The 18517-nt window shown below is 68.7% G+C and carries 23 protein-coding genes; 14 read left to right on the top strand and 9 right to left on the bottom strand.

All coding sequences use genetic code 11. The features are described from left to right. Positions 1 to 41 precede the first annotated feature (41 nt). Complete coding sequence (gene cei / locus A5702_RS06280; RefSeq protein WP_055401639.1) at positions 42 to 692, top strand: envelope integrity protein Cei; 651 nt, start codon at positions 42 to 44, stop codon at positions 690 to 692. Between the two features lie 2 nt (positions 693 to 694). Here cei and A5702_RS06285 read toward each other — a convergent pair whose 3' ends face one another. Beyond that, the gene (locus A5702_RS06285; RefSeq protein ID WP_068219143.1) at positions 695 to 1564 is read right to left on the bottom strand and encodes an inositol monophosphatase family protein; all 870 of its coding nucleotides are present in this window, start codon (positions 1562 to 1564) and stop codon (positions 695 to 697) included. Positions 1565 to 1667: 103 nt separating this feature from the next. On the opposite strand from A5702_RS06285, the gene ppgK reads away from it, so the two are divergent. Next, entirely contained in the window at positions 1668 to 2477 is an 810-nt protein-coding gene (gene ppgK / locus A5702_RS06290) for a polyphosphate--glucose phosphotransferase (protein WP_068219146.1), read from the top strand. Between the two features lie 175 nt (positions 2478 to 2652). Further along, entirely contained in the window at positions 2653 to 4152 is a 1500-nt protein-coding gene (locus A5702_RS06295; protein WP_055401645.1) for an RNA polymerase sigma factor, read from the top strand. An 88-nt stretch (positions 4153 to 4240) separates the two neighbouring features. On the opposite strand, the gene A5702_RS06300 is transcribed toward A5702_RS06295, so the two are convergent. Then, a complete protein-coding gene (locus A5702_RS06300) occupies positions 4241 to 4555 on the bottom strand; it encodes a hypothetical protein (protein WP_068219149.1) in 315 nt (104 codons plus the stop codon). Between the two features lie 217 nt (positions 4556 to 4772). Here A5702_RS06300 and A5702_RS06305 point away from each other — a divergent pair, with 217 nt between their 5' ends. Next, on the top strand, positions 4773 to 5174 hold the full coding sequence (locus A5702_RS06305; protein ID WP_068219152.1) for a RidA family protein: 402 nt from the start codon (positions 4773 to 4775) through the stop codon (positions 5172 to 5174). On the opposite strand, the gene A5702_RS06310 is transcribed toward A5702_RS06305, so the two are convergent. After that, entirely contained in the window at positions 5123 to 5488 is a 366-nt protein-coding gene (locus tag A5702_RS06310; RefSeq protein WP_055401651.1) for a DUF952 domain-containing protein, read from the bottom strand. The genes A5702_RS06305 and A5702_RS06310 overlap by 52 nt on opposite strands. 136 nt (positions 5489 to 5624) lie before the next feature. Here A5702_RS06310 and A5702_RS25495 point away from each other — a divergent pair, with 136 nt between their 5' ends. Continuing rightward, on the top strand, positions 5625 to 5810 hold the full coding sequence (locus tag A5702_RS25495; RefSeq protein WP_082459792.1) for a hypothetical protein: 186 nt from the start codon (positions 5625 to 5627) through the stop codon (positions 5808 to 5810). Positions 5811 to 5875: 65 nt separating this feature from the next. Further along, positions 5876 to 6856 carry a YihY/virulence factor BrkB family protein gene (locus tag A5702_RS06315; protein ID WP_068219156.1) on the top strand — a complete coding sequence of 327 codons (981 nt, stop codon included), beginning with the start codon at positions 5876 to 5878 and terminating at the stop codon, positions 6854 to 6856. Between the two features lie 9 nt (positions 6857 to 6865). Here A5702_RS06315 and A5702_RS06320 read toward each other — a convergent pair whose 3' ends face one another. Then, positions 6866 to 7105 carry a DUF3039 domain-containing protein gene (locus A5702_RS06320; RefSeq protein WP_055401655.1) on the bottom strand — a complete coding sequence of 80 codons (240 nt, stop codon included), beginning with the start codon at positions 7103 to 7105 and terminating at the stop codon, positions 6866 to 6868. 95 nt (positions 7106 to 7200) lie between these two features. On the opposite strand from A5702_RS06320, the gene A5702_RS06325 reads away from it, so the two are divergent. The 3 genes from A5702_RS06325 (at position 7201) to A5702_RS06335 (ending at position 9588) form a co-directional block, all read left to right on the top strand. Then, positions 7201 to 7599, top strand: a complete 399-nt coding sequence (locus A5702_RS06325) for a DUF3099 domain-containing protein (RefSeq protein WP_067815388.1) — start codon at positions 7201 to 7203, stop codon at positions 7597 to 7599. A 123-nt stretch (positions 7600 to 7722) separates the two neighbouring features. Continuing rightward, on the top strand, positions 7723 to 8712 hold the full coding sequence (gene sigB, locus A5702_RS06330) for a sigma-70 family RNA polymerase sigma factor SigB (protein ID WP_082459793.1): 990 nt from the start codon (positions 7723 to 7725) through the stop codon (positions 8710 to 8712). Positions 8713 to 8898: 186 nt separating this feature from the next. Then, positions 8899 to 9588, top strand: a complete 690-nt coding sequence (locus A5702_RS06335; protein ID WP_055401662.1) for a metal-dependent transcriptional regulator — start codon at positions 8899 to 8901, stop codon at positions 9586 to 9588. On the opposite strand, the gene A5702_RS06340 is transcribed toward A5702_RS06335, so the two are convergent. Then, on the bottom strand, positions 9585 to 10643 hold the full coding sequence (locus tag A5702_RS06340) for a DUF4192 domain-containing protein (RefSeq protein ID WP_068219186.1): 1059 nt from the start codon (positions 10641 to 10643) through the stop codon (positions 9585 to 9587). The two genes, A5702_RS06335 and A5702_RS06340, sit on opposite strands and share 4 nt — an antisense overlap. A gap of 112 nt (positions 10644 to 10755) precedes the next feature. Between A5702_RS06340 and sthA the strand changes: the two genes are divergently transcribed. Then, positions 10756 to 12171, top strand: a complete 1416-nt coding sequence (gene sthA, locus A5702_RS06345; RefSeq protein ID WP_055401664.1) for a Si-specific NAD(P)(+) transhydrogenase — start codon at positions 10756 to 10758, stop codon at positions 12169 to 12171. Here the strand turns inward: sthA and A5702_RS06350 are convergent. Next, positions 12168 to 13007, bottom strand: a complete 840-nt coding sequence (locus tag A5702_RS06350; RefSeq protein ID WP_067815385.1) for a serine protease — start codon at positions 13005 to 13007, stop codon at positions 12168 to 12170. The two genes, sthA and A5702_RS06350, sit on opposite strands and share 4 nt — an antisense overlap. Positions 13008 to 13194: 187 nt before the next feature. Here A5702_RS06350 and A5702_RS06355 point away from each other — a divergent pair, with 187 nt between their 5' ends. From A5702_RS06355 to A5702_RS06365, 3 genes are read left to right on the top strand one after another with little or no spacing between them, the layout of a single operon-like run. Continuing rightward, positions 13195 to 14151 carry a proteasome assembly chaperone family protein gene (locus A5702_RS06355; RefSeq protein ID WP_055401668.1) on the top strand — a complete coding sequence of 319 codons (957 nt, stop codon included), beginning with the start codon at positions 13195 to 13197 and terminating at the stop codon, positions 14149 to 14151. 39 nt (positions 14152 to 14190) lie between these two features. Then, a complete protein-coding gene (locus A5702_RS06360; RefSeq protein ID WP_055401670.1) occupies positions 14191 to 15222 on the top strand; it encodes an alpha/beta fold hydrolase in 1032 nt (343 codons plus the stop codon). 46 nt (positions 15223 to 15268) lie between these two features. Continuing rightward, complete coding sequence (locus tag A5702_RS06365) at positions 15269 to 15955, top strand: PhzF family phenazine biosynthesis protein (RefSeq protein WP_068219158.1); 687 nt, start codon at positions 15269 to 15271, stop codon at positions 15953 to 15955. 13 nt (positions 15956 to 15968) lie between these two features. Here A5702_RS06365 and A5702_RS06370 read toward each other — a convergent pair whose 3' ends face one another. The 3 genes from A5702_RS06370 to A5702_RS06380 are packed head-to-tail and all read right to left on the bottom strand — an operon-like array spanning position 15969 to position 17516. Then, a complete protein-coding gene (locus A5702_RS06370; protein ID WP_068219162.1) occupies positions 15969 to 16454 on the bottom strand; it encodes a peroxynitrite isomerase in 486 nt (161 codons plus the stop codon). A 42-nt stretch (positions 16455 to 16496) separates the two neighbouring features. Continuing rightward, on the bottom strand, positions 16497 to 16961 hold the full coding sequence (gene nrdR / locus A5702_RS06375; RefSeq protein ID WP_055401676.1) for a transcriptional regulator NrdR: 465 nt from the start codon (positions 16959 to 16961) through the stop codon (positions 16497 to 16499). Between the two features lie 60 nt (positions 16962 to 17021). Beyond that, a complete protein-coding gene (locus tag A5702_RS06380) occupies positions 17022 to 17516 on the bottom strand; it encodes a LysM peptidoglycan-binding domain-containing protein (protein WP_068219165.1) in 495 nt (164 codons plus the stop codon). 291 nt (positions 17517 to 17807) lie between these two features. Here A5702_RS06380 and lexA point away from each other — a divergent pair, with 291 nt between their 5' ends. Further along, positions 17808 to 18506: a transcriptional repressor LexA gene (gene lexA / locus A5702_RS06385; RefSeq protein WP_055401680.1), complete on the top strand. Its 699-nt coding sequence runs from the start codon at positions 17808 to 17810 to the stop codon at positions 18504 to 18506. Positions 18507 to 18517 lie beyond the last annotated feature (11 nt).

The following is an 18517-nucleotide window of genomic DNA, read 5'->3' on the forward strand; positions in this document are numbered from 1 at the left end:
GCCTTTGAACAGTGCGTTTAGGGTGCGACTAGAGTGCACCTGTGGTCGCACAAATCACCGAGGGTACCGCCTTCGACAAGCACGGTCGGCCCTTCCGGCGACGCAATCCCCGGCCCGCCATCGTGGTGGTGATTTTCCTGGTCGTGGCGACGGCGGTGGTGTGGACCATCGCGCTGACCCGGCCGGCCAAGGTGCACGAGGTCGCGGTGTGCAACCCGCCGCCGAAGCCGAGCGGCTCGGGGACGGCTCAGCTCGGCGAGCAGGTGTCGCGCAGCGCGATGATGGACGTCACGCCCGCCAAGCTCGGCGACACCAAGGTCCGCGTGCTCAACGCCAGCGGCCGCGGCGGGCAGGCCGGCGACGTCGCGGGCGCGCTGAAAGACCTCGGGTTCGCCCAGCCGACCGCGGCCAACGATCCGCTGTACGCCGGCGCCCGGCTCACCTGCCAGGGGCAGATCCGGTTCGGCACCGCCGGGCAGGCCTCCGCGGCGACGGTCTGGCTGGTGGCGCCGTGCATGGAGCTGTTCAACGACAACCGCGCCGACGACTCCGTCGACCTGGCTTTGGGAACCGACTTCACCGCCCTGGCCCACAACGACGACATCGACGCCGCCCTGGCCGCCCTGCGCCCCGGCGCCACCGAGCCGTCGGATCCCGCGCTGCTCAACAAGATTCACGGCAGCGCCTGCTGACGTCAATCGAGGATCGGGTCCAGCCCGTCGATGTCGTCCAGGGCGGCCAGCAGCTCGTCGGCGATCCCCGGCGCGGCGGCCAGCACCAGGCCCGCACCCTCGATGTCGTTCGCCGGCAACGAAACTCGCGCGCCGGCCTCGGCGGCGATCAGCGCACCCGCGGCGCAATCCCACGGTTGCAGGCCGTGCTCGTAGAACGCGTCGAGCCGGCCCGCCGCGACCATGCACAAATCCAGGGCCGCCGAACCGATTCGGCGAACGTCGCGGACCAGCGGCAGCAGCCGGGCCAACAACGCCGCCTGCGTCGCCCGGCGCTGCCGTGAGTAGCCGAAACCGGTGCCCAGCAACGCCATCGACAAATCGTCGACCGCGGCGCACCGCAGCGGTCTGACCCCCTGCCCGTCGCTGACATGCGCACCCAGGCCGGTTGCCGCCGAGTACACCTGGCCGCCGACGACGTCGGCGACCGCGCCCGCCACCGACACCCCGGCGACCTGGACACCGACCGACACCGCGTACGCCGGGATGCCGTAGACGAAGTTCACCGTGCCGTCGATGGGATCGAGCACCCAGGTGACCGCGTCGGCGGGGGTGCCCGCCGGGTCGGCCGGCCCGCCGCCCTCCTCGCCGAGAATCGGGTCGCCCGGGCGCAATTCGGCCAACCGCTCCCGCAGCAGGCGCTCCGTTTCGGTGTCGACGACGGTCACCGGATCGGTCGGGGTGCTCTTGGAGCGCACCGCCCCGCCGCCGGTGACCGTCGAGCCCGCACCGAACACCTCGGCGCGACGACGGCGCACGAACGCGGCCGCTTCCGTGGCCAGCGACTCGGCCACCGTGCGCAACCGGGCGGGCTCGTCATCTCCTCGGCTCACCGGTCTATCGCATCACAGGCGGCGCGGCGGCGCAGATACCCCGTGGCCACATTGGCGCCGGGCTAAGGTGGGCGGACAGCCGCAGCCACGCCCAGGAGCTCCGATGACCAGCACCGACTCGACCACGGACACGCCCCGCACCGGCCCCGCCGGGGGCAGCCCACAGCGTCGGGGATTCGGCATCGACGTCGGCGGCAGCGGCATCAAGGGCGGCATCGTCGACATGGACACCGGGCAGCTGATCGGCGAACGGGTCAAGCTGTTGACCCCGCAGCCGGCGACCCCGGCCGCGGTCGCCAAGACCATCGCCGAGGTGGTCAACGCGTTCGGCTGGACCGGCCCGCTCGGCGTGACCTATCCCGGGGTCGTCGCCCACGGCGTCGTCCAGACGGCGGCCAATGTGGACAAGGCGTGGATCGGCACCAACGCCCGCGACATCATCAGCGCCGAGCTGAACGGCCAGGACGTCACCGTGCTCAACGACGCCGACGCCGCCGGGCTGGCCGAGGAACACTACGGGGCCGGCCGCAACCAGTCCGGCCTGGTGGTGTTGCTGACGTTCGGCACGGGAATCGGCTCGGCCGTCATTCACAACGGCACGTTGATACCCAACACCGAGTTCGGGCACCTCGAGGTCGGCGGCAAGGAGGCCGAACTGCGGGCGGCGTCGTCGGTCAAGGAGCGCAACAACTGGACCTACGAAAAGTGGACCAAGCAGGTCACCCGGGTGCTGGTGGCGATCGAGAACGCGGTGTGGCCGGACCTGTTCATCGCCGGCGGCGGCATCAGCCGCAAGGCCGACAAGTGGCTGCCGCTGCTGGAAAACCGCACCCCGGTGGTGGCCGCGGCCCTGCTCAACACCGCCGGGATAGTGGGCGCGGCCATGGCCTCGACCTCCGACGTGACCCACTGATTTTCCCCGGCAGAGCCGTTCGGCCGCTCACTGTCGTTACAATGGTCATCGGCGACCGCCCGACCGACAGCGTACGAATGCCGACGCTGATCCAACGCCGACATCGACATAGCAGACACTTTCGGTTAACCATGCCCAATACCCACCGAAGGTGAGCCCAAACGAAGGGGTGTAAGTGGCAGCCACCAAGGCAAGCGCGGCAACCGATGCGCCGGTAAAACGGACCGCGACGAAGTCTTCGCCCTCCCCCGCCAAGCGACCCGCGGCCAAGGCCGCGCACGCCGCCGCCCCCGCGAAGCGCGCCGCCAAGGCGCCGGCCCGGGCAGCCAAGCCCGAGGCGGCCGGCGAGGCCAAGAAGCCCCGCGCGGCCAAGGCCCCGTCGGGCCGCGGAACGAAGGCGGCCAAGGCCGCCCCGGCGGACGCCGAGGTCGATCTGGAGGCCGTCGAAGATCTCGACGACGCCGAACTCGACGCTGAGCCCGGCGACGACCTGGAGATCGACGCCGGCGACCTGAACCTCGAGGACCTCGAGGACGACGTCGCGGCCGACGGCGACGAGGCGGAGATCGAGCCGGCCGACGCCGAGGACAGCGAGGAGGCGGCCGCCCCGGTCGCCGCGGCCGGCGAGGCCGCCGCCGAGGAGGACGAGGAGATCGCCGAGCCCTCCGAGAAGGACAAGGCCTCCGGCGATTTCGTCTGGGACGAAGACGAATCCGAGGCGCTGCGCCAGGCCCGCAAGGACGCCGAACTCACCGCCTCCGCGGACTCGGTCCGCGCCTACCTCAAGCAGATCGGCAAGGTGGCGCTGCTCAACGCCGAGGAAGAGGTGGAGCTGGCCAAGCGGATCGAGGCCGGCCTGTACGCCACCCAGCTGATGAGCGAGATGGCCGAGCGCGGCGACAAGCTGCCCGCCGCTCAGCGCCGCGACATGATGTGGATCTGCCGCGACGGCGATCGCGCGAAAAACCATCTGCTGGAAGCCAACCTGCGTCTGGTGGTGTCGCTGGCCAAGCGCTACACCGGCCGGGGCATGGCGTTCCTCGACCTGATCCAGGAAGGCAACCTGGGCCTGATCCGCGCGGTCGAGAAGTTCGACTACACCAAGGGCTACAAGTTCTCCACCTATGCGACGTGGTGGATCCGCCAGGCGATCACCCGCGCGATGGCCGACCAGGCCCGGACCATCCGCATCCCGGTGCACATGGTCGAGGTGATCAACAAGCTGGGCCGCATCCAGCGCGAGCTGCTGCAGGACCTGGGCCGCGAGCCCACGCCCGAGGAGCTGGCCAAGGAGATGGACATCACGCCCGAAAAGGTGCTCGAGATCCAGCAGTACGCGCGCGAGCCGATCTCGCTGGACCAGACCATCGGCGACGAGGGCGACAGCCAACTGGGTGACTTCATCGAGGACAGCGAGGCCGTGGTGGCCGTCGACGCGGTGTCCTTCACCCTGCTGCAGGACCAGCTCCAGTCCGTGCTCGAGACGCTGTCCGAGCGCGAGGCCGGCGTGGTACGGCTGCGCTTCGGCCTCACCGACGGCCAGCCGCGAACGCTCGACGAGATCGGCCAGGTGTACGGCGTGACCCGCGAGCGCATCCGTCAGATCGAGTCCAAGACGATGTCGAAGCTGCGCCACCCCAGCCGCTCCCAGGTGCTGCGCGACTACCTCGACTAGCGAGCACCAATCCTCCGGGGCACAGGCGTCAGCCCGCCACCGGATTTCTCCCATGGCGGGCCCAACGGCTTCAGCGTCGTTGCGACGCTTAGATTTTGCGGGTCAACACGGGTGCGTGGCTCGGCGGTACCGGTCGATGGGGGTTCGTGCGCGCCGGCGCATCGGTGACCACCGTTTTCCCACCGGTGCAGGTGACGAGCTTGCCCCCGACGATCACGCCCTGGCCCTCATCGATCGGGATGTCGTAGCCGTCAGGGTCGGTGTAGTGGCAGCCGCCGCTCGGGCCAGAGGACCCATTGGGCTCGGCGTAAGCGGTGGCAGGGGCCAACGCGGCAATGGCCAGAGCGCCAAACAGCGCGGCGGCGTAGTGGATGCGAGTGGGCTTGCGGGTGGCGTTCTTCATGGTGATCTCCTTGGGTCGTCGCGACCCGTCCTTCGGGCTGCGTTCATCGACCTAGGGCAATCACGAGCACCTAAGGGGACACTTTCTTTTCGCCCGTGCGCGATCATCCAACTACAGAGCCAGCCGTCCTCCCACCGAACCGGTTGCCGCACAAGGGCGCTCAGCCGCAGAAGAAAACCCGTCGCGTCGGCGGCGCCACCGTCGTACGGTGACGGCCATGAATCGCACACTGGTCTCGTCTGGCTCCGAGTTCGAATCGGCCGTCGGTTATTCGCGCGCGGTCCGGGTCGGCCCGCACGTGGCCGTGGCCGGAACGACCGGCGCCGGGCCAGACATCGCGGCTCAGGCCCGAGATGCCTTGCACCGCATCGAGATTGCGCTCCACGAAGCGGGTGCGTCGCTGACCGACGTGGTCCGCACCCGCATCTACGTCACCGACATGTCCCGGTGGCGCGACGTCGCGGCGGTGCACGCGCAGGTCTTCGGCGCCATCCGGCCCGCGGCCACCATGGTGGAGGTGTCCGCGCTGATAGCGCCCCAGCTCCTGGTCGAGATCGAGGCCGACGCCTACGTGGACTCCCCCGCCGGCGCGAACGTGCCGTCGGCGCCGGGCCGGTAATCGGTGACCCGAATCACAGCGTCGATGGGCAACGGACCGTACAGGTGCGGGAACAGCATCGCCTCCGGGTCCGTTGCTACGCCTGGCTCCCAACGCACTTCGGAGTCCAGCCTCGCCGGGTCGATGGTCAGTAGCACCAAGTCATCGCGCCCGCGGTAGAGCCGGTTGGCCGGCAGGTGGACCTGTTCGGGGGCCGAAAGATGGATGAACTCACCACCGCCGGACGCGTCGGGACGAATCTCGCCGGTGGCGCGGGCCCGCGACCACGCGTCGCGGCCGCACAGATGTACCAGCACTTCAGGAGCGAAAGCCACGAATGATCAGCTTAGAAAGTTCGCCGAAACCAAACGTTTACAGGCCGTGAGAAACGACACACCCGATAACGATCGGGGAACAACGCGAAAACCCCATACGTCTGAGAGAGTGAATAAAAGCAAGAACGGAGAAGCCATGAATGCAACTCTGACCAGTCCCGAGCTAACCCGTGCGGACCGCTGCGATCGCTGCGGTGCCGCGGCTCGAGTCCGCGCCAAGCTGCCTTCCGGAGCCGAGCTTCTCTTCTGCCAGCACCACGCCAACGAGCACGAGGCGAAACTGACCGAGCTGTCGGCCGTCCTGGAGTTCAGCGGGAGCTGATTGCGCCCAACTCACCCGTGGGCAATGTGGCTGACTGCGGCGGTCTTCGGTAATGCTGGACGGGTATGAGCGATCAAATCGCAAAACCGTCCCGCCATCACATCTGGCGACTCACTCTGAGGACCATCTCCAAAAGTTGGGATGACTCCATCTTTTCCGAGTCGGCGCAGGCGGGTTTCTGGTCGGCGCTGTCGCTCCCCCCACTGCTGTTGGGGATCCTGGGCAGCCTGGCCTACGTGGCGCCGCTGTTCGGCCCGGACACGATGATGTCGATCGAGAAGAGCATCATCTCCGCGATCCGCAGCTTCTTCTCGCCCAGCGTCGTCAACGAGATCATCGAGCCGACCATCCGGGACGTCACCGCCAACGCCCGTGGCGAGGTCGTGTCGGTCGGGTTCCTCATCTCGATGTGGGCCGGATCGTCGGCGATCTCGGCCTACGTCGACGCCGTCGTGGAGGCGCACGACCAGACCCCGCTGCGGCATCCCGTGCGGCAGCGGCTGTTCGCCCTGTTCCTCTACGTGGTGATGCTGGTTTTCGTGGTGTGCGCGGCGCCGGTGTTGGTGGTGGGTCCGCGCAAGGTGAGCGAGCACATCCCGGACAGCCTGGAAAACGTCCTGCGCTACGGCTACTACCCGGCACTCATCCTCGGCCTGCTGGTCGGGGTGGTGATCCTGTACAGGGTGGCGCTGCCCGAGCCCCTGCCGACGCATCGCCTGATCTTCGGGGCCGTGCTCGCCACGGCCGTGTTCCTGATCGCCACGCTGGGCCTGCGGGTCTACCTGCGGTGGATCACCAGCACCGGCTACACCTACGGCGCGCTGGCCACCCCGATAGCGTTCCTGCTGTTCGCGTTCTTCGGCGGATTCGCCGTGATGCTGGGCGCCGAGCTGAACGCCGCGATCCAGGAGGAGTTCCCGGCGCCCAAGACGCACGCGCACCGGCTGCGCAAGTGGCTGGAACACCGCGTGCCCGTGCTGAAGCGGTCAATGGTTTCGGAGCGGGAGCCGGAGCCGGAGCCGGCGCCCGACAGCGCGACGCTGTGAGGGCCGGGCCTAGTCCTTCTTCATCCGGTCGTAGATCTGCTTGCAGTCCGGGCACACCGGTGAGCCGGGCTTGGCCGCCTTGGTGACGGGAAAGACCTCGCCGCACAGGGCCACCACGTGGCTGCCCATGACCGCGCTCTCGGCGATCTTGTCCTTCTTGACGTAGTGGAAGTACTTCGGCGTATCGCTGCCGGTCCCGTCGTCGACGCGTTCGTCGGTCTCGGTGCGTTCGATCGTCTGGGTCTGCATACCTGACATTGTGCCCCGTGACTCGCTCCTGCCGGAATTCCTCGGGTGTGGGACAGTGGAAATGAGGCGCAGAAAGAAAAGAGGCGCGGGGAGATATGAAGCGCTCTGAGTTGGGTTTCGACGACGATGGCAGGCCAGTCCTCATCACCGGCGCCGCCCAGTCCTACGAGGAGCAGCACCGCGCGCGGGTGCGTAAATACCTGACGCTGATGGCGTTCCGCATCCCGGCGCTGATCCTGGCCGCCGTCGCCTACGGCGCCTGGCACAACGGTCTGATCTCGCTGGCGATCGTCGCGGTGTCGGTGCCGTTGCCGTGGATGGCGGTGCTGATCGCCAACGACCGGCCGCCCCGCCGCTCCGAGGAGCCCCGGCGGTTCGACGACGCCCACCGGCGCACCCCGCTGTTCCCGACGGCCGAGCGCCCGGCGCTCGAGCCGCGCCGCCAGCCGCAACCGGACTGGCCCCCGGGCCCCGGCGGCGACGTCTTTCCGTAGCCGAGAAGGGTGTGCCCCCGACTTCTCAGGACATTCTCAGGTCGGCGGCACATTTCTGCACGTCAAGACGTGTGAGATGGCAAGGGGCTGGGAACTCTCAGGGCTGATCTGTCGTTGAACTCAATGACAGTACAAGCCGAACGGGAGGTCGCTATGGCGAACGCCAGCACGAGCAGATTTGACGGCGATCTGGATGCTCAGAGCCCGGCCGCGGACCTCGTGCGCGTATATCTCAACGGCATCGGTAAGACGGCGCTGTTGAACGCCGCGGGCGAAGTGGAACTTGCCAAGCGCATCGAGGCCGGGCTGTATGCCGAGCATCTGCTCGAAACCCGTAAGCGGCTGGGCGAGAACCGTCGACGCGACCTGGAGGCCGTCGTGCGCGACGGCGCGGCGGCGCGGCGTCACCTGCTCGAAGCGAACCTGCGCCTGGTGGTGTCGCTGGCCAAGCGCTACACGGGTCGCGGGATGCCGCTGCTGGACCTGATCCAGGAGGGCAACCTGGGGCTGATCCGCGCGATGGAAAAGTTCGACTACACAAAGGGTTTCAAGTTCTCCACGTACGCGACGTGGTGGATTCGTCAGGCCATCACCCGCGGCATGGCCGACCAGAGCCGCACCATCCGGCTGCCCGTGCACCTGGTCGAGCAGGTCAACAAGCTGGCCCGGATCAAGCGGGAGATGCATCAGAACCTGGGTCGGGAGGCCACCGACGAGGAGCTGGCCGCCGAGTCCGGCATTCCGGTCGAGAAGATCAACGACCTGCTCGAGCACAGCCGCGACCCGGTGAGCCTGGACATGCCGGTCGGATCCGAAGAGGAAGCACCGCTGGGCGATTTCATCGAGGACGCCGAGGCGATGTCGGCCGAGAACGCGGTGATCGCCGAGCTGCTGCACACCGACATCCGCAGCGTGCTGGCCACTCTCGACGAGCGCGAGCATCAGGTGATCCGGCTGCGCTTCGGCCTCGACGACGGTCAGCCACGCACCCTCGACCAGATCGGCAAGCTGTTCGGGCTGTCGCGTGAGCGGGTCCGGCAGATCGAGCGGGACGTGATGTCCAAACTCCGCCACGGCGAGCGCGCCGACCGGCTACGGTCGTACGCAAGCTGAGGCCGCAACGTAAGAGATCGCGGCGACCCGCGGCGCCCGGCTCCCGCCGCGCCTGCGATCGCCGCCCGAGCTAGGTAGCAGACGGTATGCCCGCCGCACACGCGGCGGGCATACTGCTTGTCGGGGAAGCGTTACACCCATTCGCGCAGCTGGCCAAGTAGACTCGGCGTCGATGGAGGGTGCTGAATGAACGACCTGGTTGACACCACCGAGATGTACTTGCGGACCATCTACGACCTCGAAGAAGAGGGCGTGACGCCGCTGCGTGCCCGCATCGCCGAACGCCTCGAGCAGAGCGGGCCGACCGTCAGCCAGACCGTATCCCGCATGGAGCGCGACGGGCTGCTCCACGTCGCCGGCGACCGCCACCTCGAGCTCACCGACAAGGGCCGGGCGCTGGCCATCGCCGTCATGCGCAAGCACCGGCTGGCCGAACGATTGCTCGTCGACGTCATCGGGGTGCCCTGGGAGGAAGTGCACGCCGAGGCGTGCCGCTGGGAGCACGTGATGAGCGAGGACGTCGAACGGCGGCTGGTGAAGGTGCTCAACCACCCGACCACCTCCCCCTTCGGCAACCCAATCCCGGGGCTGTTGGACCTGGGCGTGGGCCCCGACTCCGGTGCCGACGACGCCAACCTGGTCCGGCTGACCGAGTTGCCGCCCGGCTCGCCGGTGGCCGTCGTCGTCCGCCAACTGACCGAGCACGTGCAGGGCGACATCGACCTGATCACCCGCCTCAAGGACGCCGGCGTCGTCCCCAACGCCCGGGTCACCGTCGAGACCGGTCCCGCCGGGGTCACCATCGTCATCCCCGGCCACGAGAACGTCACCCTGCCGCACGAGATGGCGCACGCGGTCAAGGTCGAGAAGGTCTAGCACGCGCGGCGGCCGAACGGCCGCCGCGGGGGTAACCGCACACCCAGCTGTTTGGCCAGCCGATAGCCGGTGAGCGCCAATTCGCGGATGTCCTCCGGCCGCAGCCCCGACTGCAACGCCGTGTCCAGCATCCCTGCCATCCGATGCTCCGGCTCGCAACGCAGCGCGGCCTCCAGCGACACCCCGGCCAGCGGACCGTCGCCGCGGGCGTAGGCGCTGAACGCCAGCAGGACCAGGGCCTCGACCCGCCAGGGCGGGGGCAGGGTGCGCGCCAGCAGCGCCCACAACGACTCGGCCGCGCCGGCGCTCTCGCCGACCGCCAGGGCGTAGAAGATGTCGCGCACCTGCGCGTCGCCCAGCGCGCAGCTCAGCTTCGCGAGCTGCGCCCGGGACAGTGCCTGGCCGGCGGCCACCCGCGAGGCGGCCGCCATGGCCTGCTTTACGTCGGCGCGCGCGCAGCGGGCCGGGTCCGCGAGGCGGGCCGCCCGGCGCCTGCCCTCCTGCCGGTCGATGGCGCCGGCCAAGGCGGCGCTGCGCGCCGTGTCCTGCACCGCGATCACCGCCTGCAGGTCGGCGCGCCGCGCGTAGAGCCGCCTGCCGTCGAGCACCGCGGCGGCCGCCAGCGGCGAGGCCGACGGATCGTCGACGAGGCCGCTCGCGCCGCAGTTGTCCACGCAGTGCCAGCGGCCCCCGGCCGCGACCCGGTCCACCACGTGGGTGGCCCACAGCTCGATATCGTTGTCCGACAACGACTTTGCCAGGTTTTCGGACAGCTGCCGGTATTCCTCGGTGCAGCAGGGACAGTCCGCCCCGTCCGCGTCGACGATCACCGCGATGGCGCCGTCGGGCCGGGCGGCGGCGGCGACCTGGGCCAGGTGTCCCACCCGGGCCGCGAGTTCATCGGAGAGGTCGACCCGCAGCACGGCTCCCAGCTCCCCACGGTCCAAAGACACCAGGACCAATGAATTTTCGGGAACGAAGCCGAGAACGGCCGGCAGTGCGGCGATGAGTGCGCCGGGTCGGTTGAGCTTGAAGTCGGGTCGATGCGTCGTCATGGGGACCACGCTGGTGGCCCGCACCGTCAGCCGGTGCTCGCGGGAACCGGTCGGATCCCGGGCCTGTGAATGAACCCAGCACTGTGAGTTGTGCTGATCTACTGTTGTTCGCATGGGTTCGGCGCAAGAGTACGACATGGTGGTCATCGGTTCGGGGCCCGGCGGGCAGAAGGCCGCCATCGCCTCGGCCAAGCTCGGCAAGTCGGTCGCGGTCGTCGAACGGGGCCAGATGCTCGGCGGCGTGTGCGTCCAAACCGGCACCATCCCGTCAAAGACGTTGCGCGAGGCCGTGCTTTACCTCACCGGGATGAGCCAGCGCGAACTGTACGGCGCGAGCTACCGGGTCAAGGAGAAGATCACGCCGGCCGACCTGCTGGCCCGCACCCAGCACGTGATCGGCAAGGAAGTCGACGTGGTGCGCAACCAGCTGATGCGCAACCGCATCGACCTGTTGCTGGGCCACGGGCGGTTCCTCGACCCGCACACCATCGAGGTCGAAGACCCGTCCCGCCGCGAAAAGCTAACGGTCACCGGCGAACACATCGTCATCGCCACCGGCACCCGGCCGGCGCGACCGTCCGGTGTCGAGTTCGACGAGGAGCGGGTGCTGGACTCCGACGGGATCCTCGACCTCAAGTCGCTGCCCACCTCGATGGTGGTGGTCGGCGCCGGGGTGATCGGCATCGAATACGCCTCGATGTTCGCGGCGCTGGGCACCAAGGTCACCGTCGTGGAGAAGCGCAGCGACATGCTGGACTTCTGCGACCCCGAGGTCGTGGAGGCCCTGAAATTCCACCTGCGCGACCTCGCGGTGACGTTCCGGTTCGGTGAGGAGGTGACCGCGGTCGACGTCGGCTCGGCTGGCACGGTCACCACCTTGGCCAGCGGCAAGCAGATCCCGGCCGAGACGGTGATGTACTCCGCCGGGCGGCAGGGCCAGACCGACCACCTCGACCTGCACAACGCCGAACTGGAGGCCGACAACCGCGGCCGGATCTTCGTCGACGACTTCTTCCAGACCAAGGTGCCGCACATCTACGCCGTCGGCGACGTGATCGGCTTCCCCGCGCTGGCCGCGACGTCCATGGAGCAGGGCCGGCTGGCCGCCTACCACGCCTTCGGGGAGCCGACCGACGGCATCACCGAACTGCAGCCGATCGGCATCTACTCCATCCCCGAGGTGTCCTACGTGGGGGCCACCGAGGTCGAGCTGACGAAGAACGCGATCCCCTACGAGGTCGGGGTGGCACGGTACCGGGAACTGGCCCGCGGCCAGATCGCCGGCGACTCCTACGGCATGCTCAAGCTGCTGGTGTCCACCGACGACCTCAAGCTGCTGGGCGTGCACATCTTCGGGACCAGTGCCACCGAGATGGTGCACATCGGGCAGGCCGTCATGGGCTGCGGCGGCACGGTCGAATACCTGGTGGACGCCGTGTTCAACTACCCCACTTTTTCCGAGGCCTACAAGGTTGCCGCGCTCGACGTGATGAACAAGGTGCGCGCGCTCAACCAGTTCCGCAGCTAACAGCTGTCGTCGAGCTGGCCGGTAAGCGGGTCGCCGGGGCCGCCCGCCTCGGCGCGGGCCAGCAACTGCGCGGTCTGGGCGTCGAACGGCGCCGAATACGACACGTTCGCAGCGCACCCGCCGCGCTCGAAACCACCGATCACCCCGGTGAGCATGGTGCCGCTGACCCAGGGCGCGCCGCTGGTGCCGTCGACCAGCCCCTCGCACGGGAACGACGGGAACCCGCCCTCGGTCAACGACGTGCTGGCCTGACACCCGATCGGCGCGCCACCCACGCCGGCCGGATAGCCCATCACGGTGACGTGGCTGCCGGGCGGCGGCGTTTTGCCCAGGGTCAGCGCCAGGCCGGCGCGCGACTCCACCGAGCCCCCGGCGTCGTTGCTGAGCCGCGCGATCGCATAGTCGGCGTTGGGATCCTTGCTGGCCGACCAGCGGGGGTCGAGGTAGACCGCGTCGGCCTTCCACACGTCGGCCGGGGCGGGCGGCGCGTCGCCGGCGAACCCCGGCACGAAGGTGATCTGCGAGGCCCCGGCCAGGCAGTGCGCCGCGGTCATCATCAGGTTCCCGCCCGTCGAATGCACCACCGACCCCGTGCAGACGTGCAGCGGCCCGCCGTCGATGAAGATGGCGCCGACGCGCTTGTCCGGGTCCACCGGCGCCGCCACCGCCTTTTGCTGCGGCTGACCCATGTGCTGCACCGGTGTGCTGCTGCGCGCGGGGGACGGCGACGGGACCAGCGCACGGTCGCCGGGCGGCCGCTTGCACGACGTCACCGACGTCGCCACGGCGACCACCAGGCACAGCATCACGGTCGGTACGCGCATCGGTTTCATCATGCCTGACGCCCGCTCAGCGGGCCGACTCCCACGCGTCGCGCGCCTGCCCGCTCGTCCGCCGACGTCGAAAGATGTTCGCCTCCGGATGAAACGCGAACTTCACACCGCTGTTTGATATTGGTGTCCCGTGATTCGGGGGACACTGGTAGGGCACGCTGGCGACACCCCCGACAGGAGGCGAGCGGTGATGGCTGACGAACAGGACCCGCAGGGACAGGCCGGGATGTACGAGCTGGAGCTGCCGGCGCCGCAGTTGTCGACGTCGGACGGCCGGGGCCCGGTGCTGGTGCACGCGCTGGAGGGGTTCTCGGACGCCGGGCACGCCATCCGGCTGGCGTCGTCGCACCTGAAGGCGGCCCTGGACACCGAGCTCGTCGCGTCGTTTGCCATCGACGAGCTGCTGGACTACCGCTCGCGGCGCCCGCTGATGACCTTCAAGACCGATCACTTCACCAACTACGACGAGCCGGAACTGAGCCTGTACGCGCTGCGTGACACCATCGGCACCCCGTTCCTGCTGCTCGCCGGCATGGAACCGGATCTGAAGTGGGAGCGCTTCATCACCGCCGTGCGCTTGCTGGCCGAACGGCTGAATGTGCGTCAGACCATCGGCCTGGGCACCGTCCCGATGGCGGTACCGCACACGCGGCCCATCACGATGACCGCGCACTCCAACAAGCCCGAGCTGATCGCCGAGTTCACGCCGTGGATCTCCGAGATCCAGGTCCCCGGCAGCGCGTCCAACCTGCTGGAATACCGGATGGCCCAACACGGTCACGAGGTCGTCGGCTACACCGTCCACGTGCCGCACTACCTGACGCAGACCGACTACCCGGCCGCCGCCGAGGCGTTGCTCGAGCAGGTGGCCAAGATCGCGTCGCTCGAGTTGCCGCTGACGGCGTTGACCGAAGCAGCGGCGGTGATCCGGACCAAGATCGACGAGCAGGTCGAGGCGAGCGCGGAGGTTGCCCAAGTGGTGACGGCGCTCGAGCGCCAGTACGATGCCTTCATCGACGCTCAGGAGAACAGGTCGTTACTAACTCGCGACGAGGACCTGCCTAGCGGAGACGAGCTTGGTGCAGAGTTCGAGCGATTCCTCGCCCAGCAGGCGGAGAAGAAGCGCGACGACGACGACCAGGTCTGACCTTTTCACGGCCCTAGGCCCGACACCAAGGTTGGCGACATGACCGAGCGGAAGCGCAAGAGCACTCTCCGCCCGGTGCGTGAGGTCACCGCGCCCCGGCTGGAATTCCGCACCATCCACGGCTACAAGCGGGCCTACCGCATCGCCGGTGACGGGCCGGCGATCCTGTTGGTGCACGGCATCGGTGACAACTCCACCACCTGGAACACCGTGCAGGCCAAGCTCGCTCAGCGGTTCACGGTCATCGCCCCGGACCTGCTCGGTCACGGGCGATCCGACAAACCGCGCGCCGACTACTCCGTCGCCGCCTACGCAAACGGGATGCGTGACCTGCTCAGCGTCCTCGACATCGAGCGGGTGACGGTCGTCGGGCATTCGCTGGGGGGCGGCGTGGCCATGCAATTCGCCTACCAGTTCCCGCATTTGGTCGACCGGCTCATTCTGGTCGCCGCGGGTGGTGTCACCAAGGACGTGAACGTCGCGCTCCGGCTCGCGTCGCTGCCGATGGGCAGTGAGGCGCTGGCCCTGCTGCGGCTCCCCCTCGTGCTGCCGGCCGTGCAGCTGGCCGGGCGAATAGCGGGCCTGGCGATCGGCTCGACCGGCCTGGGCCGCGACCTGCCCAACGTCTTGCGGATCCTCGATGATCTGCCGGAGCCGACGGCATCGGCGGCCTTCAGCCGGACCCTGCGGGCGGTGGTCGACTGGCGCGGGCAGATCGTCACCATGCTCGACCGATGCTATTTGACCGAAGCCATCCCGGTGCAGATCGTCTGGGGCACCAAGGATGTGGTCGTCCCGGTCCGGCACGCCTGGATGGCACACGCCGCGATGCCCGGCTCCCGCCTGGAGATCTTTCAAGGCTCCGGACACTTCCCGTTCCACGACGACCCGGCCCGCTTCATCGACGTGGTCGAACGCTTCATCGACACCACCGCGCCCGCCGAATACGATCAGGCCGCCCTGCGCGCGCTGCTCCGCAGCGGCGGCGGTGAGAAGGCCGTCAGCGGCCCCGCGCCCACGCGCGTCGCCGTGCTGAACGCGATGGGTTCCGACGAACGCAGCGCCACCTGAACCACCTTGCTCGATGCGGCCCCGCCGGGGGTCGTACAGTCGGGCCATGGCTATCGACGTCACGGTGTTGCGGGTGTTCACCGACGCGGAGGGCAATTTCGGCAATCCGCTCGGCGTAGTGGATGCCGCTCAGGTCCCGCCCGCCGACCGGCAACGGCTGGCCACCCAATTGGGCTACAGCGAAACGGTTTTCGTCGACCTGCCCGCCGCCGGTTCCACCACCGCGCACGCCACCATCTACACGCCGCGGGTCCAGATCGCATTCGCCGGGCACCCCACCGTCGGCGCGTCGTGGTGGCTACGGGAGAACGGCACGCCGATCAACACGCTGCACGTGCCGGCCGGTCTCGTGCAGGTGAGTTACGCCGGCGACCGCACGCGCGTCAGCGCGCGCTCGGATTGGGCGCCCGAGGTCGCCCTGCACGAATTCGGTTCAGCCGACGAGCTTCTCGCCGCCGACCCGGGCGATTTCCCCGACGACACGGCGCACTACCTGTGGGCCTGGACCGACCGGGAAGCCGGAGCCCTGCGCTCCCGCGGCTTTTTCGCGAACCTCGGTGTGCCGGAAGACGAAGCGACCGGCTCGGCCGCGATGCGGATCACCGACTACCTCAGCCGTGACCTGCACGTGACCCAGGGCAGGGGGTCGGTCATCGAGACGACGTGGAACGCCGAGGGCTGGGTCGGGGTGGCCGGACGCGTCGTCAATGACGGTGTGAGGCAACTGGATTGACCGCAGGCCGCGCTCAGGCCTGCCGGCGCAGCGCCGCGCTGAGGTGATGCTGCAGGGGCTGCCCGACAGCGCCCATCCGCACCGAATACGACAGCTCGTCGCCGTCAACGCGGATGGTGCGGCCCAGCGCGGTCACCTCTTTGGCGGTGGGCGTGAGTCCGACGTCCGTTGTGGACAGCTCGATTTCGATGACACCGTCGCTGACCGTCAACGTGCCCACCTCGATTTCGGTGATGCCGCTCGGGTGGGCGAGCACCAGTTCGACCTGACCGGGCTGCGGCGCGCGCAGGTATCCGACCTCGGCGTGCAACGGCTTGCCGTCGGCCACCGCCTTGGTCCTTTGGGCGTATCCCAGAAAGGGCTTGCCGACGTGGGAGAACACGACCTCTTCGAGGTAGTCGAAGGGCTGGATCGTCGGATACTCGCCCGAGCCCTGGCCCGCCCACGTCCCCAGGAGCGGTGCGAGGGCAGCGATGTCGGGATGCAAGTCGGGGGGCATGAAACTGAGACTAGCCCGGCGACGACGCAGCCCGCCGTGCCGTCAGGTCGGCGTCGTCACCTGGCGGTGTTCGCGCAGCGCCTGGATCTCACGCTCGAAGTCGTCCGCCGACTCAAAGGAGCGATACACCGACGCGAACCGCAGGTAGGCCACCTCATCGAGGTCGCGCAGCGGGCCGAGGATGGCCAGGCCGACCTCGTGGCTGGCGACCTCGGGGGAACCCGCGGCACGCACCGTGTCCTCGACCTGCTGGGCCAGCAGGTTCAGCGCGTCGTCGTCCACCTGGCGGCCCTGGCAGGCCCGGCGGACACCGCTGATCACCTTCTCCCTACTGAAGGGTTCGGTGACTCCGCTGCGTTTGACCACGGCGAGCACCGCCGTCTCCACGGTGGTGAAACGCCGCCCGCACTCGGGGCACGATCGGCGGCGCCGAATGGCCTGCCCCTCATCGGTTTCCCTCGAATCGATCACCCGGGAATCGGGATGGCGACAGAACGGGCAATGCATGACCGCTCCTTCGCCGTGCCGACATCCAGGTACCGCAGCACTTCGAGCGTACTCGCGCCGTTAGCCGACCGGGGCGATCAGGGTCTGGCCGGCCACCAGGGCCGGCGAGTTCATGTCGTTGAGTTCGCGGATGCGGTCGGCGACTTGGCGCGCCGGCGCGTCGGGTGCCACCCGGTGGGCGACGTCCTGCAGCGACTCCCCCGCCTCGACGCGGACGACGGCCAGCCGGTCCGGGACGTGAGCGGCCGAGCTGCCCGAGTCGCCGTTTAGCACCTGGCCGACGTTGCCGACGAGGCCCAGCCACAGGGTGATGGCGCCGGCGGCCAGCGCGAGCCAAATGGTGGTCGTCACCGTGACGGGCCGCTTGCGGTGCGGCGCGCCGGACATCGCGATCCCGGTGCCGTGATAGCGGGTGGGCGCGCCGGCCGGCCGCGTCGGGCCGGGCCTACGGGAGCGGGCCAGGCCCTCCCGGCCGTAGCGAAGCCCCTGAACCGGTCCGTTGACCGGACGCCGAGGGTTGCTGGTACGCGGCGCCAGCGTGTGGATGGTTGTCATCTGCGTTCCTCCGGTCAACTATTCTTCGCTCAGCTGTTCGACTGTATCGCTCGTGTGTTCGAAATCCGAACATGTGAGCGAAGCGTGTCGCACGAGTCGAACGCTAGACCACCCCACCGACAAGTCCGTGGGCGCTAGAGCTGACATGCGGCTGAAATACCCGATCCGTCGAAGAGTTACACCTTTGTGATTCAAGACATCAGACGCCGTTTTGGCGGAGTCGGTAGGATCCCGACACGCTAGTCGAACACATGTTTGATTCTTGGGCCCGGTGGGGTTACATTCAGTGCCATGAGCGACAGCAACGACACCTCATCGGCGGGCACGGACGGTCGGCTGCACGCCGTGGATTCGACGCTGACCGAACGGCAGCGCACCATCTTGAACGTCATTCGCGCGTCGGTCACCAGCCGCGGTTACCCGCCGAGCATCCGGGAGATCGGCGACGCCGTCGGCCTGACGTCGACGTCTTCGGTGGCCCATCAGCTGCGCACCCTCGAGCGCAAGGGCTACCTGCGCCGCGATCCGAACCGTCCCCGGGCGGTCGACGTCCGCGGCGCCGACGACGAGATGGCGGCGCCGGCCACGGAAGTCGCCGGTTCGGATGCCCTTCCGGAGCCGACGTTCGTTCCCGTCCTGGGCCGCATCGCGGCCGGCGGGCCCATCCTCGCCGAGGAAGCCGTCGAGGACGTCTTTCCGTTGCCGCGCGAGCTGGTCGGCGAGGGGACGCTGTTCTTGCTCAAGGTCGTCGGGGACTCGATGGTCGAGGCGGCCATCTGCGACGGCGACTGGGTGGTGGTCCGGCAGCAGAACGTCGCCGACAACGGCGACATCGTGGCGGCCATGCTCGATGGGGAGGCCACCGTCAAGACGTTCAAGCGTGCGGGCGGTCAGGTGTGGCTGATGCCGCACAACCCGGCGTTCGATCCCATTCCCGGCAATGACGCGACCGTGCTCGGCAAGGTCGTCACGGTGATCCGCAAGGTATAGCCGGCGGCCGG

Origin of the sequence: Mycobacterium sp. E3339 (genome assembly GCF_001666915.1) — a bacterium.
In the GTDB taxonomy this organism is placed as follows: domain Bacteria; phylum Actinomycetota; class Actinomycetes; order Mycobacteriales; family Mycobacteriaceae; genus Mycobacterium.

Excerpts from the sequence above, each read along its gene's own strand:
- A5702_RS06300 (WP_068219149.1), bottom strand. The coding sequence starts at position 4,555 with ATGAAGAACGCCACCCGCAAGCCCACTCGCATCCACTACGCCGCCGCG.
- A5702_RS06350 (WP_067815385.1), bottom strand. The coding sequence starts at position 13,007 with ATGATGAAACCGATGCGCGTACCGACCGTGATGCTGTGCCTGGTGGTC.
- A5702_RS06370 (WP_068219162.1), bottom strand. The coding sequence starts at position 16,454 with ATGCCCCCCGACTTGCATCCCGACATCGCTGCCCTCGCACCGCTCCTG.
- A5702_RS06380 (WP_068219165.1), bottom strand. The coding sequence starts at position 17,516 with ATGACAACCATCCACACGCTGGCGCCGCGTACCAGCAACCCTCGGCGT.
- A5702_RS06305 (WP_068219152.1), top strand. The coding sequence starts at position 4,773 with ATGAATCGCACACTGGTCTCGTCTGGCTCCGAGTTCGAATCGGCCGTC.
- A5702_RS06360 (WP_055401670.1), top strand. The coding sequence starts at position 14,191 with ATGACCGAGCGGAAGCGCAAGAGCACTCTCCGCCCGGTGCGTGAGGTC.
- A5702_RS25495 (WP_082459792.1), top strand. The coding sequence starts at position 5,625 with ATGAATGCAACTCTGACCAGTCCCGAGCTAACCCGTGCGGACCGCTGC.
- ppgK (WP_068219146.1), top strand. The coding sequence starts at position 1,668 with ATGACCAGCACCGACTCGACCACGGACACGCCCCGCACCGGCCCCGCC.
- sigB (WP_082459793.1), top strand. The coding sequence starts at position 7,723 with ATGACAGTACAAGCCGAACGGGAGGTCGCTATGGCGAACGCCAGCACG.
- A5702_RS06355 (WP_055401668.1), top strand. The coding sequence starts at position 13,195 with ATGGCTGACGAACAGGACCCGCAGGGACAGGCCGGGATGTACGAGCTG.
- A5702_RS06315 (WP_068219156.1), top strand. The coding sequence starts at position 5,876 with ATGAGCGATCAAATCGCAAAACCGTCCCGCCATCACATCTGGCGACTC.
- nrdR (WP_055401676.1), bottom strand. The coding sequence starts at position 16,961 with ATGCATTGCCCGTTCTGTCGCCATCCCGATTCCCGGGTGATCGATTCG.
- lexA (WP_055401680.1), top strand. The coding sequence starts at position 17,808 with ATGAGCGACAGCAACGACACCTCATCGGCGGGCACGGACGGTCGGCTG.
- sthA (WP_055401664.1), top strand. The coding sequence starts at position 10,756 with ATGGGTTCGGCGCAAGAGTACGACATGGTGGTCATCGGTTCGGGGCCC.
- A5702_RS06335 (WP_055401662.1), top strand. The coding sequence starts at position 8,899 with ATGAACGACCTGGTTGACACCACCGAGATGTACTTGCGGACCATCTAC.
- A5702_RS06325 (WP_067815388.1), top strand. The coding sequence starts at position 7,201 with ATGAAGCGCTCTGAGTTGGGTTTCGACGACGATGGCAGGCCAGTCCTC.
- A5702_RS06365 (WP_068219158.1), top strand. The coding sequence starts at position 15,269 with ATGGCTATCGACGTCACGGTGTTGCGGGTGTTCACCGACGCGGAGGGC.
- A5702_RS06340 (WP_068219186.1), bottom strand. The coding sequence starts at position 10,643 with ATGACGACGCATCGACCCGACTTCAAGCTCAACCGACCCGGCGCACTC.
- A5702_RS06320 (WP_055401655.1), bottom strand. The coding sequence starts at position 7,105 with ATGCAGACCCAGACGATCGAACGCACCGAGACCGACGAACGCGTCGAC.